The 11924-nt window shown below is 71.0% G+C and carries 11 protein-coding genes; 6 read left to right on the top strand and 5 right to left on the bottom strand.

Annotation, left to right across the window (positions count from 1 at the left end; genetic code table 11):
• Positions 1 to 48: 48 nt before the first annotated feature.
• The 5 genes from LDL49_RS34985 to LDL49_RS34965 all read right to left on the bottom strand — a co-directional run bounded on the left by LDL49_RS34985 (position 49) and on the right by LDL49_RS34965 (position 6145).
• A complete protein-coding gene (locus LDL49_RS34985; RefSeq protein ID WP_225297631.1) occupies positions 49 to 1257 on the bottom strand; it encodes a vWA domain-containing protein in 1209 nt (402 codons plus the stop codon).
• Entirely contained in the window at positions 1257 to 2465 is a 1209-nt protein-coding gene (locus LDL49_RS34980) for an AAA family ATPase (RefSeq protein ID WP_225297629.1), read from the bottom strand. The genes LDL49_RS34985 and LDL49_RS34980 overlap by 1 nt, the downstream gene beginning before the upstream one ends.
• 30 nt (positions 2466 to 2495) lie before the next feature.
• Positions 2496 to 3806 carry a hypothetical protein gene (locus LDL49_RS34975; protein ID WP_225297627.1) on the bottom strand — a complete coding sequence of 437 codons (1311 nt, stop codon included), beginning with the start codon at positions 3804 to 3806 and terminating at the stop codon, positions 2496 to 2498.
• Between the two features lie 214 nt (positions 3807 to 4020).
• Entirely contained in the window at positions 4021 to 4992 is a 972-nt protein-coding gene (locus tag LDL49_RS34970) for a cytochrome P450 (protein ID WP_225297625.1), read from the bottom strand.
• Positions 4993 to 5104: 112 nt separating this feature from the next.
• On the bottom strand, positions 5105 to 6145 hold the full coding sequence (locus LDL49_RS34965) for an LLM class F420-dependent oxidoreductase (protein ID WP_225297623.1): 1041 nt from the start codon (positions 6143 to 6145) through the stop codon (positions 5105 to 5107).
• 195 nt (positions 6146 to 6340) lie between these two features.
• Here LDL49_RS34965 and LDL49_RS34960 point away from each other — a divergent pair, with 195 nt between their 5' ends.
• The 6 genes from LDL49_RS34960 to LDL49_RS34935 all read left to right on the top strand — a co-directional run bounded on the left by LDL49_RS34960 (position 6341) and on the right by LDL49_RS34935 (position 11870).
• Complete coding sequence (locus LDL49_RS34960; protein ID WP_225297621.1) at positions 6341 to 7123, top strand: ABC transporter ATP-binding protein; 783 nt, start codon at positions 6341 to 6343, stop codon at positions 7121 to 7123.
• Positions 7120 to 7923 carry an ABC transporter ATP-binding protein gene (locus LDL49_RS34955; RefSeq protein WP_225297619.1) on the top strand — a complete coding sequence of 268 codons (804 nt, stop codon included), beginning with the start codon at positions 7120 to 7122 and terminating at the stop codon, positions 7921 to 7923. The genes LDL49_RS34960 and LDL49_RS34955 overlap by 4 nt, the downstream gene beginning before the upstream one ends.
• Entirely contained in the window at positions 7920 to 8810 is an 891-nt protein-coding gene (locus LDL49_RS34950) for a branched-chain amino acid ABC transporter permease (RefSeq protein WP_225297617.1), read from the top strand. Before LDL49_RS34955 ends, LDL49_RS34950 begins: the two co-directional genes overlap by 4 nt.
• The gene (locus LDL49_RS34945; RefSeq protein WP_225297615.1) at positions 8803 to 9915 is read left to right on the top strand and encodes a branched-chain amino acid ABC transporter permease; all 1113 of its coding nucleotides are present in this window, start codon (positions 8803 to 8805) and stop codon (positions 9913 to 9915) included. Before LDL49_RS34950 ends, LDL49_RS34945 begins: the two co-directional genes overlap by 8 nt.
• Positions 9912 to 11153 carry an ABC transporter substrate-binding protein gene (locus tag LDL49_RS34940; RefSeq protein WP_225297613.1) on the top strand — a complete coding sequence of 414 codons (1242 nt, stop codon included), beginning with the start codon at positions 9912 to 9914 and terminating at the stop codon, positions 11151 to 11153. The genes LDL49_RS34945 and LDL49_RS34940 overlap by 4 nt, the downstream gene beginning before the upstream one ends.
• A gap of 75 nt (positions 11154 to 11228) precedes the next feature.
• Positions 11229 to 11870 (top strand): TetR/AcrR family transcriptional regulator, encoded by a 642-nt coding sequence (locus LDL49_RS34935; protein ID WP_225297611.1) that lies wholly within the window; start codon positions 11229 to 11231, stop codon positions 11868 to 11870.
• Positions 11871 to 11924 lie beyond the last annotated feature (54 nt).

Here is an 11924-nt window from a genome sequence, read left to right as displayed (position 1 = left end):
CGGGACGCAGGCGACCGCCGGAGCGTACGACCGCCAACGCCGACCTGCCTAGCCTATGTCGACCACCCGTGCCCATGAGGGCGGCGTGTCGGGCACGTAGTCGGGATCGCCCTCGTACGACCGCTTGGTCCTGGAGAACAGCCCCACCACTATGCGGGACGCCGGCCGCTCCTGCGGCCAAGGGGTCTGCCCGTCGGTCAGGACCACGATGACGTCCGGCCGCGGGCCTGCCCGCAGCGCCTTGGCGATGCCCGCACGCAGGTCCGTGCCGCCGCCGCCCACCAGCGTCATCCCCTCGGCCCGGCACAGCGGTTGCGCGACCCGGGCCGCCGCGTCGCAGGACAGCACGCTGACCAGGTCGCGCCGGCCGCCCACGGCGCGGACGATCGCGGCGACCTCCAGCAACGCGCTCCCCAGTTCGGCGTCGCTGACCGATGCCGAGGTGTCGACGACCACGCTGATCCTCGGGGGCCTGCGCCGCAGGCTCGGCAGGATGACGCCGGGCAGGCCGGCCGAGCGCCGCGGTGGCCTGCCGTAGGTGTAGTCCTCGCCCACGCCGGGCCCGGACACCGCCGAGCGGATGGCCGTGCCGAGCAGGTCCCGCCACGGCTGCGGCGGGTGGAAGGCCTCCTCCGCCCACCGCCGCCAGCCCTTGGGCACGTTCCCCGGATGGGCGTTGATGCCCTGCGCCACCCGGAACCGGACCCCCTCCCGCTCGTGGTCGCTGAGCCCGTTCGCGCCCTCCGGCCCGAGATCCCACTCCCGCTCGAGTCCGTCGGCGCCGCTGCCGCAGTCCAGCCAGACCAGACTCTGCGTGTACGGCCCAAGTCGGAACTGGCGGAGATAGTCCTCCATGAGCTCGCCTTCCGGCAGACCCAGCGTCTTCGGCTGGACGGCGCCCTCGGGCCGGGCCAGCCCGTCACCGAACACGTCGTCGTTGATCTCGAGGTCCGCGGCGATGTTCATTCGCAGCCGCTCTCCCCGTCCCGTCAGCTCCCGCTGCCGGGCGACCCGGTCGCTGCGGCCGTGATGGTCGCGCAGCAGGTGGGAGACCTCGTGCACCCACACGCTCGCCAGCTCCTCCACGGGGGTCCGCGTGACGAACGCCGGTGAGACGTAACACCGCCAGTGCCGATCCACGGCCATCGTGGGCACGAACCGCGACTCCACCGGCTGCAGCGCGAACAGCGCCGTCGCCAGATAAGGCCGGGCGCGCGCGGCGTACAACCGGGCGGTGAAGAGCTTGTCCAGGTCCATCAGCCCGACACCCGCGCCGCGACCTCATCCGCCTTCCTGCTCAAGGAGACCACCCCGGCGAGCCTTTCGATCGAGGCCGGAACCGTCCAGTCCGCGCGGCGCAGCGCGGCGAGCGTCGAGGCGGGCACGACCACCAGGTCCGGGGCGCCGGTCTCCAGCGCTCGCACCAGCAGTTCCCATGCCGCCTCCCACCGGCCCTTGTCCGGCCGCTTCCGCACCGCCGCGACCACCCCGTCAAGTACGGCCTGGCGCAGGTCACCTCGCTGGGGCAGCTCGGCCGTCGCCGGGTCGGCCAGCAGCGCCTCGGGGTCGGGCAGGTCCATCCGATCCATGGCGGCAAGCAGCTCCAGCCCGGGCCCGTCTCCCACCGTGCCCCTGACCAGCAGGGACAGCACGTCCTTGGACGCCTTGGCCGCGCCGGCGAAGGCGGTCAGGCACAACGCCATCTCCCAGCTGCGGGGGGAGGGCCACGGGCCACCCCGGTGCGCCTCGTTGTTCGGCAGCCGGTGCACGAGATCGGGGCGGGCGGTGAGGAGCCCGCACACCGCCCGCCGGGCGAACGTCACCGCCTCGGACAGCCGCGCCGGGTCGAGCCACGGCAGGCTCGCGCGCGGCCAGGTCCCGCCGAGGCCGCGTACGACGACGTCGTGATCGTGACGCCACTGCAGGTGGACGAACCGGTTCGCGAGCGGCGGGCTCAGCTCCCAGCCGTCGGCGGCAGAGGAACGCGGGTTGGCGGCCGCCACGATCCGGACACCCGCCGGAAGCCGCAGGGCCCCGACCCGCCGTTCCAGAACCAGGCGGAGCAGGGCGGCCTGTACGGCGGGCGGTGCCGTGGACAGCTCGTCCAGGAAGAGCAGCCCCCGGCCCGCGTGAGCCAGACGTACGGCCCAATCCGGCGGCGCCATCGGGACGCCCTGCACGGCGGGGTCGTCACCGACCACCGGCAGACCGGAGAAGTCGGACGGCTCGTGCACGCTGGCGATCACCGTCGTGAGGGGCAGGCCGAGCGTCTCGGCGAGTTGCCGCAGCGCCGCGGTCTTGCCGATCCCCGGCTCCCCCCACAGCAGGACGGGCAGGTCGGCCGCCACGGCCAGGGTCAAGGCCTCCAGTTGCGTGTCGGTACGTGGCTCGGTGGTGGTGTCGCGGAGCAGGGACAGCAGCTCGCCGGCGACTTCGAGGCGCGAGGCGTGAACAGACGAAAGCATGATGTATCACCTTGGATGTCTAGGAAAGCGTCAGCGGAAGGTGGCGTGGCGCGGGCGTGCCCGGCCCTTGCGGGAGCGACGGTGCGGTCGCTCGGCCGGTCCCGGCCCCGACGCGAGCCCGGCGCGGAACAGCCCTTGGTCGATCCGCCGCCGCGCCGCCTGCTCCAGCACGTCGCGCAGCGCGCCCTCGGGCAGCCGCGTACCAGGTCCGAGGAGACCGTCGACGGTGGCCTGCGCACCGGCGGCGTCGCCGTGCTCCAGCCGCGTACGGACGTCGAGGAGGCACTCCGGGGCGCGGTGAGCCTCCTCGATCAGCCGCAAGCAGGGCAACGGGGTGCCGGTCAACTCGGCCAGCAGTTTCTCGCGCCGGATCTCGGTCGCGTCGTGATCCAGGGCGACCAGCACGCCGTTCACCAGCGCGACCCTGTGCTGGGCGCCGCGGCACTCGATCATGCGCGGCCCGTTCTCGCTCCGGTGACCGTATGGCTTGGTGTCCGGCGAATGGCCGGGGACAAGCGCCGCCGCGACGAGCGGGTGCAGCCTGCCGGCCTCGATCAGCCCGGCACGCAGCAGCGCCAGGTCGGGCAGCACCCAGGTCGCCGCGTCAGGCAAGATCGGCGGCGGCGCGGGTCCTTCGTCGCCGGCCCTGGACGCGTCCACATCCCTACCGGTCCGGGACGCGTCCACATCGAGAATCATCTGACGCCGCCCGCCGACCCGGACGGCGACCGTACCCCCGTCCTGCCCCTCGGCACGGAGCAGCAACCGGGCCTCGGCCGGCCACCGATCGACGGCCCAGCCCCGTGCGTGCGGCGCCGTTTCGGAACGTACACGCAGCTCACCGGCCCTGCGCGCATCCCATAGGTGGCGATGCAGATCGAGGCGGAAGCGCCGATTCGGATGGGGGTGCGGATGCGGTCCGGACCGCGAACCGTCCCACAGCGCCAGGCTGATCCGCTGACCGGCATCCGCCCAGGCCGGCGGGGTCCTGGCCACGAGGTGAACCGGGTTGTCGCTCTCGTGGTACCGGGCCAGCGAGAGGGTCAGGCCCGGACGTATCAGGCCGTCGGGAGCGATCCTGGGCATGTGCCAGCGCAGCAGGTCAGGGGCCAGGTGACGGAGGTCGCTGCGGAGGCGGGCGGCCAGTTCCCGGCCGTGGAGGCGCGCTATGCGGCGCAGATTGAGATCGACGTCCACGTGTGCTGCCGCGCACGCCGCCGCCCAGTCTCCGGTGGTACGGCGGGCGGTCGCTGACTCGATCATGGAGGGCGGCACGGCGAACTCGCGGACGCGCAGCCAGAGGGTTGTGCGGGGATCCTCGTTCGAGGTCGAGTGCGGCATCAGCACTCACCTTGCGTGAACGGGGCCCCCAATCTGATGTTGGAGGTATTCATCGTGATCAGCGTAGCGTCTTCCGGGCCGCGCGAGAAGTGCCCGCTAAATGCCCTGGTCTGGCCTACATGACGGCACAAGCATGGAACGCATATAAACGCGGCCGGACCTGGCTGGCAGCTCTCCCCGAGGCGGCGCCGGCGATGCGGTCGCATGTTCCGGCTCAGCCTGCTTTGACCAGCAGTCGGCGTGGCCAGTAGACGAACCCGTCGCTCCACACCACGGCCGACAGGTCCTCCTGCGCGTGCAGTCCTGGCAGGCGCGTCACCAAGGCGTGGAACGCCTCCTGCAGTTCCATCCTCGCCAGGTTCGCGCCTAAGCAGTAGTGGGGGCCGTGGCCGAATGCCAGGTGCGGGGTGGACGGGGCACCGGTGAACCTCTTCACGTCGAACCGCAGCGGGTCCTGGAACACCGACGGGTCGTGGTCGGCGGCCCAAAGGTTGGGCAGCACGACCGTGCCGGCCGGGATGGTCCCGCCGGACACCTCGACGTCCTCAGTGATCCGCCGGAGCATGCCGTTGGAGCCGGGTCCCTCATGGCGCAGGATCTCCTCCACCGCGGGCTCGACCAGTTCGGGATGGGCAGCGAGTTCGGCGTACTGGTCGGCGTGGCAGAGCAGGCGGAGGGTGCCTCGGACGATCATTGAGGCGGTCGTCTCGTGCCCGGCCATGATCAGCGTGAACACCATGTTGGTCAGCTCGTCCTCGCTGAGCCCATCGCCTTCGTCGCGTGCCGCGATGAGCAAGTCGATCAGGTCCTCGCCGGGCTCGGTCCGGTGCCGCTCGATCAGCTCCCGCGCGTACGCCGTGAACGCGGCGAATCCCTGCGCCCGGGCGTCGGCGCTCGCGTCCGAGGCGGACAGAAACATCTCCGTCCAGCCGCGTACCTGCTCGAAACGGTCCATCGGCACCCCGAGCAGCTCGCAGATCACCCGAGCGGGCAGCGGCAGCGCGAAGTCCGCGACCATATCGAACTCATCACCGACCGCGTCGATCAACTCGCCGGCGATGGCCGCCACGCGGGGCCGCCAGCGTTCGATGTGGCTGGGGGTGAACGTGCCGTGCATGATGCGCCGGTATCGGGTGTGCTCCGGCGGATCCTGGTTGATCAGCGCCGCCGGGAACGTACGTAACAAGCCGCCGACGGTCAAGACCCCATCCAAGCGGGCAGGCAATCAGTTGCTCATGAGCGTTCCAGGTCGGACACCGGCCTTGCGGACGAGGCACCTTTACCGCCATCCGCGCAGATCAGGGCATGAGATCGCGGAGCTGTTCGACCGCGGCGACCCGCTCGGCGGCCGTGTCCGCCAGGGGCTTGACGCTGACCGTGGTGATGCCGCATTCGGCCAGCTCGGCGACCCGTTCGGCCACGTACTCCTTCGGCCCGACGAGGGACGTGGCGCGCAGCAGGTCCTCGGGCACCGCAGCCTCGGCCTCCTGCTTACGACCCGACAGGTAGAGGTCCTGGATCAGCTCGGCCTCGCGCTCGTAGCCGTACCGGCGGGCCAGGTTGTTGTAGAAGTTCTTGCCGCGGGCGCCCATCCCGCCGATGTAGAGCGCGAGAGCCTTGCGGCCCCGGTCGAGCAGGTGGTCGACATCGGCGCCGATGGCCAGGTTCATGGTGACGACGATGTCCAGCGGGCCCAGACTCGGGTCGCGGAGCGCCTGCCCGGCGTCGAGCGATGCTCCCCACACCTCGCGCAGCTTGGCCGGGTGTACGAAGATCGGTAGCCAGCCCTCGGCGATCTCGGCGGCGAGCTGGACGTTCTTGGGCCCGATGGCGGCCAGCATGATCGGGACGCGCTCCCGTACCGGGTGGTTGATGATCTTCAGCGGCTTGCCCAGGCCGGTCCCGCGCTCGGCCGGCAGCGGGAGCTCGTAGTGGGCGCCGTCGTGGACGACCTCCTCGCGTCTCCACACCTTGCGGCAGATCTCCACGATCTCGCGGGTACGGGCGATCGGCGCGTCGTACGGCACCCCGTGAAAGCCCTCGACCACCTGCGGCCCGGACGCACCGATGCCGAGGGTGAACCGGCCGTCCGACACGTAGTCCAGCCCGGCCGCGGTCATCGCCAGGAGCGACGGCGTACGGGTGTAGATCGGCAGGATCGCCGAAGCCAGGTGCATCCGGTCGGTGACCGAGGCCAGGTATCCGAGCTGGCTCACGGCGTCGAAGGAGTACGCCTCCGCCACGAAGGCGATCTCGACTCCGGCGGCCTCCAGATCGCTCAGGCCGACGGCCGTCTGCTTGAAGCCGCCGCTGTAGGCGAGGGTCGTGCCGATGCGCATGGCAAACCTCCTGGTCTGAGTGGGTGCCGGGCCTTGGCGAACCCGCACCACCGGGCTGGAGCTCCGGTGAGAACCGCTCCGGCAACTGTTGACGCTTGTCTCAGCGGCCACCTATATTACGCGTACTTAACGAACGATCGATAGCCCCTACTTAACGAACGATCGATGCATTGCTCGGCACATCGAGGAGGCCGGATGCTCGACATCGAAGGGCTCGTTGTCCGCTACGGCGCACGCGAGCCGGTCCATCACGGAGTGAGTCTCGAAGTGGCCGAGGCAGGCGTGGTCGCGCTGCTCGGAGCCAACGGCGCGGGCAAGACCTCCCTCATGCGTGCCGTCTCGGGCACGCTGCCGTTGCACGGAGGATCCGTCACCGCGGGGTCGATCCGGTTTCTCGGGCAGGAGGTCGCCGGGGCCAACCCGGCCTCCGTCGTGGCCCAGGGGTTGGTGCAGGTACCCGAGGGACGGCACGTGTTCGGCGCTCTCACCGTGGACGAGAACCTGGACGCGGGCGGCATCACCGTCCGCTCGCGCGAGGCTCGGGCGCGTACCCGGCGTCAGCTGTTCGAGATGTTCCCCCGGCTGGCCGAGCGGCGTAAACAGCGCGCCGGGACGCTGTCCGGCGGAGAGCAGCAGATGCTGGCCATCGCCCGCGCGCTGATGGCCCGGCCGAAGCTGCTGCTGCTCGATGAGCCGTCGCTCGGCCTGGCGCCGATGCTGGTCAAGCAGATCGGCGAGACCGTGCGCGACATCAGCCGCGAGGGCGTACCCGTGCTGCTGGTGGAGCAGAACGCGGCCATGGCGCTGTCCGTCGCGCATCGGGCGTACGTGCTGGAACTGGGCCGGGTCGTGCTGAGCGGACCCGCCGACGAGCTGGCGCGCAGCGACGAGGTGCGCCGCCTGTACCTCGGCGAAGAGAGCGGCCCGCGTCCGGGGGAGGCCAGGCCCGTGCCCGAGCTGGACAGGTGGACGGCATGAGCCCGCCCCGCCTGGCGGTGGAGGAGGTGAGCCTGGCCTTCAGCGGCCTGCTGGCGCTGGACGAGGTCTGCTTCACCGTCGAGCCGGGTACGGTGCACGCGGTCATCGGCCCCAACGGGGCAGGCAAGTCGTCGTTGCTCAACACGCTGTGCGGCATCTATCCCGTGACCGGCGGGCGCATCCTGCTCGACGAGCACGAGGTGACCCGGCTGCGGACCGACCGGATCGCGGCGCTGGGGGTCGGCAGGACCTTCCAGAACATCGTGGTCTCGCCGCAGGAGTCGGTGCTGGACAACCTGATGGTCGGACGGCATCGGCTGACCAGCGCGGGGCTGGTGGCGACCGCGTTGTGGCTGGGCCGCCGCGAACAGCGCCGCCACGAGGAGCGGGTACGGGAGATCGCCCACTTCGTCGGTCTCTCGGCGCGGCTGGACAGCACCGCCGGGCTGCTGGCGTACGGCGATCTCAAGCGCCTGGAGTTCGCCAGGGCGCTGTGCCTGGAGCCGCGTCTGCTCATCCTCGACGAACCGGTCGCGGGACTGAACGCCGCGGAGAGCTGGGAGCTGGGACAGCTCGTCCTCACGGCGCGCAAGGCCCTCGACCTCACCGTCGTCTTCGTCGAGCACGACATGGGCGTGGTCATGTCGATCGCCGACCGGATCACGGTCCTCGACTTCGGCCGGGTCGTCGCCGAGGGACTGCCCGCCGAGGTGCGCCGCGACCCGATCGTGGTCAGCGCTTACCTCGGCGCACCCGACCGGCCCGAAGCCACCCCCCAGGCGGAGAGGACGCCACAATGACCCGCCTGCTGGAACTGCTCGTCAACGGCGTGTCCCTGGGCCTGCTGTACGCGCTCATCACGCTCGGATTCGTCATCGTCTTCAAGGCCACCCGAGTGGTCAACTTCGCGCACGCGTCGTTCCTGCTGCTCGGCGTGTACGTGGTCGCCTCCGCCCAGCCGAGCATCGGGTTCGGCGCGGCGGCGCTGCTCGGCCTGGCCGTCGCGGGCCTGCTGGGCCTGGCGACCGAGCGGCTGCTGCTGTCACGCGTCGACCGGCGCAACCACCACGCGATGGCGATCCTGACGATCGGCCTGAACGTCGTGCTGACCGCCGAGCTGACCCGGCGCCTCGGGGAGTCCGTGCTGCCGCTCGGCGCGCCGTGGGACGGCCACGTGGTCAAGCTCGGCCCGTTGACGCTCCCGCTCACGGTGGTGCTCACCATCGTGGCCGTGCCGGTGCTGATCGGCGGCCTCACCGCGCTGCTCACGCTGACCGGCTGGGGCCTGGCCATGCGGGCGTCCATCGCCGACGCCGAAGGCGCGGCACTCGTGGGCATCCGCCTGCGCCGGGTCTCCGCCACCGCCTGGGTGCTGGCCGGGCTGCTGGCCACCGCGGCCGGCATCGGGCTGGCCTCCTTCCCCAGTCCGGGCGTCAGCCTGAGCATCGAGTCCGTCGCGATCGCCGCCTTCCCCGCGGCCATCATCGGCGGGTTCGACTCGCTCGGCGGGGCCATCGCGGGCGGGCTCATCGTCGGGGTCGTCCAGGTGCTCGTCGCCGGGAACCAGGACTCGCTGTCCTTTCTCGGGCTCGGTGCCGGCGACGTCGTGGCCTATCTCGTGATGATCGTCGTGCTGCTGTGGCGGCCGTCCGGACTGTTCGGGTCGAAGGAGTTCAGCCGTGTCTGACGCCACCGCCACCGCTGCCGTCGCCCCCCGCGCGGTGGCGCGCCGGCTGCCGGGCGCCCTCCTCCTGGCCGCCGCCGTCGTGGTGCTGCTGGCGCTGCCCCTGTACCTGGAGGCGTTCTGGCTGCGTATCGGCCTGTTCTCGATGGCCACGGCGGTCGGGGCGCTCGGCCTGACGATCCTGTTCGGGGCGGCGGGGCAACTCTCGCTCGGCCACGCGTTCTTCGTCGCGGTCGGCACGTACGGGTACGCGTTCCTGTCCGGCGGCGACACGGGCCACGTCAAGGGCCTGGGGCTGCCCCCGATCGTCGCGGCCGTGCTCGCCACCCTGCTGGCCGGGGTGTGCGGCCTGCTGTTCAGCCCGGTCGCCGGCAGGCTGCGCGGCATCTATCTCGGGATCGCCTCGCTAGGGCTGGTCTTCCTCGGCCATCACCTGCTGCTGAACCTGCGCCCGGTCACCGGGGGCTACGACGGGCGCTCGGTCACGCCGTTCTCACTGGGCGGCTTCCTCTTCTCCGACTCCTCCGACCTCGCCGTGCTCGGCGTGCCGTTCGGGGCCGTGGAGAGCCTGTGGTACCTGTTCCTGGCGGTCACGGCCGTGGCGACGCTCGTGGCTCGCAACGTGCTACGCGGCCGTCCCGGCAGGGCGTTCCGCCTGATGCGCGACAACGAGGTGGGCGCCGCCGCGATGGGCGTGCGGGTTCAGCGCGCCAAGGCCTCCGCGTTCGTCCTGTCCTCGATGTACGCCGGGGTCGCCGGCGTGCTCACCGCGCTGGCCTTCCAGCGCGCCGTCCCCGACTACTTCGACCTCGGCCTGTCCATCGACTTCCTCGCGATGATCATCCTGGGCGGGCTCGGCTCGACGTCCGGCGCGATCGTCGGCGCGACGTTCGTGGTCGCGCTGCCGATCGTGCTGTCCCGGTACGCGGACGCGCTGCCCCTGGTCGTCGGCCCCGGCCAGGACGGGCTCGACGCGTCGATCGCCGCGCAGTTCGTCTACGGCGCGCTCGTGGTGGTCGTCATGCTCACCCAGCCCGGCGGGCTGCGCGCGATGGTGCACACCCTGCGCCAGCGCCGCCGTCCCCCCTATGCAAGGAGAACCCCATGAAGCGGTCCCGTCCACGCGTCGTCTCAGCCGCCGCCCTCGCGCTCGCCCTGGCCGTCACCGGCTGTTCGAGCAAGGCCACCTCGTCCTCGAAGAACACCACTCCCGGCGTCACCGACACCACCATCAAGCTGGGCATGCTGATGGACCTGTCCGGCGCGTTCGCCACCTCCGGCAAGACCAGCAACACCGCCGGCCAGTTCGCCGTGGACGAGATCAACGCGGCGGGCGGCGTGTGCGGCAGGAAGATCGAGCTGGTCGTCCGTGATCACGCCTACGACGTGCAGAAGGCGGTCACGGCCTACGACGAGGTCGCGCCACAGGTGCTCGGCTTCCTCAACGTCTACGGCTCGGCGATCACCGGGGCGCTGCGGGACAAGATCTCCGCCAACGACATGCTGGTCGGCCTGACGGCGTTCGCGCCCACGCTGCTCGGCGACCCGCACCTCATCGTGGTCGGCTCCACCTACGACATTCAGGCGATCAACGCCGTCGACTGGCTGGTACGCGAGGGCAAGCTGAAGAAGGGCGACACCCTTGGGCACATCTACCTGCAGGGCGAGATCGGCGAGAACAGCCTCAAGGGCAGCACGTACGCCACCCAGCAGCTCGGGCTCAAGCTGGCGAGCCAGCAGATCAAGCCGACCGACGCCGACCTCACCAGCCAGGTGAACGCGGTGAAGGCGGCCGGCGCCAAGGCGATCCTGCTGGACTCCACGGCCAAGCAGACCGCTGCGGTGGTCAGCGAGGCTCAGGCCGCCGGGCTGGACGTGCCGGTCGTGGGCAACGTCGCGTCGTTCGCCGCGAGCCTGCTGTCCACGGCGGCGGCGCCCGCGCTGCTCAAGCAGTACTACCGGGTCTCGGGCATCGGGCTGCTCAGCGCGCAGACGCCCGCGGTGCAGAAGCTCGCCGAGAAGTGGAAGGCCAAGTTCGGCGCGCAACAGCCCGAGTCGGGGGGCGCGGTCGTGCTCTCCTACTTCTCCACCCACCTGTGGGCGAAGATCATCGGCGGGACGTGCGGCGACCTGACGCGCAAGGGGGTGCTCGCGGCCCGCGCCAAGGTGACCGGCTTCAGCATGGACGGGCTCGGCCCGGCGCTGGACCTGTCCGACCCGGCACAGCCGAGCTCGCGGGAGAGCCAGATCCACCGTCCCAACAAATCCGCCTATGCCGGGATGGAGATGGTCGAGGACTTCAAGGTCTCCGACCTCGCCAAGCAGTACCAGATCAAGGCCGGCTAGCCGGCCCTTCCTCGGCGGGCCGCCCGGGATGGCGGGGATGATCAGATGTTCGAAGCACTGGAATAGGATGTGACGATGGCGACACGCGGCACGGCCCATGCGGCGGATCGACAGCCCCGGGCGGTGCCCCGGGGTGACGGGCTCGCCGCGATCATGCGGTCGGCCCGCGACATCTTCGCCGAGCGCGGCTACCACGCCGCCTCGATCCGGGATATCGCCAAGGGGGCGGGACTGAGCCTGTCGGCCCTCTACTACTACTACCACGACGGCAAGCAGGAGCTGCTCCACGCGCTGCTGGAGGACGCGCTCGAAGACTGCTTCCGCGGCTGCCAGACGGCGCTGCACACCGCCGGGGACGACCCGGCGGCGCGGCTGGGCGCCTTCGTGCGGGCGACGGTGGAATATCGGGTGCGGCGGCAGGTCGACAGCCTGCTCGCACTGCGGGAGATCCGCAATCTGGAGCCTGACCGGATGGAGCGCTTCGTCGAGCGGCGCGACGCGCTGTCCAAGCTGCTGCGGGAGATCATCGACGACGGTGTGGCGTGCGGCGTATTCGCCACACCGTACCCCGACGAGGCGCAGCGGGGGATCCTGGCGATGTGCAACGCGGTCGCCCAGTGGTACCAGCCATCCGGTGACATCGGCGTCGGCGACCTGGTGGAGCGGTACGTGCACTTGTCGCTCTCCCTGGTGGAGTGCCGCGACGCCACGGGCTGAGGCGGCCGGAGTCCGGATCTTGACAGCGGCCGGAGTGTCGACCTAACTTAACGA

The sequence above is a fragment of the Nonomuraea aurantiaca genome, from assembly GCF_020215705.1.
Taxonomy (GTDB): Bacteria; Actinomycetota; Actinomycetes; order Streptosporangiales; family Streptosporangiaceae; genus Nonomuraea; species Nonomuraea aurantiaca.
This window is presented reverse-complemented; position numbering and strand designations above follow the sequence as displayed.

Excerpts from the sequence above, each read along its gene's own strand:
- LDL49_RS34985 (WP_225297631.1), bottom strand. The coding sequence starts at position 1,257 with ATGGACCTGGACAAGCTCTTCACCGCCCGGTTGTACGCCGCGCGCGCC.
- LDL49_RS34980 (WP_225297629.1), bottom strand. The coding sequence starts at position 2,465 with ATGCTTTCGTCTGTTCACGCCTCGCGCCTCGAAGTCGCCGGCGAGCTG.
- LDL49_RS34975 (WP_225297627.1), bottom strand. The coding sequence starts at position 3,806 with ATGCCGCACTCGACCTCGAACGAGGATCCCCGCACAACCCTCTGGCTG.
- LDL49_RS34965 (WP_225297623.1), bottom strand. The coding sequence starts at position 6,145 with ATGCGCATCGGCACGACCCTCGCCTACAGCGGCGGCTTCAAGCAGACG.
- LDL49_RS34960 (WP_225297621.1), top strand. The coding sequence starts at position 6,341 with ATGCTCGACATCGAAGGGCTCGTTGTCCGCTACGGCGCACGCGAGCCG.
- LDL49_RS34955 (WP_225297619.1), top strand. The coding sequence starts at position 7,120 with ATGAGCCCGCCCCGCCTGGCGGTGGAGGAGGTGAGCCTGGCCTTCAGC.
- LDL49_RS34950 (WP_225297617.1), top strand. The coding sequence starts at position 7,920 with ATGACCCGCCTGCTGGAACTGCTCGTCAACGGCGTGTCCCTGGGCCTG.
- LDL49_RS34940 (WP_225297613.1), top strand. The coding sequence starts at position 9,912 with ATGAAGCGGTCCCGTCCACGCGTCGTCTCAGCCGCCGCCCTCGCGCTC.
- LDL49_RS34935 (WP_225297611.1), top strand. The coding sequence starts at position 11,229 with ATGGCGACACGCGGCACGGCCCATGCGGCGGATCGACAGCCCCGGGCG.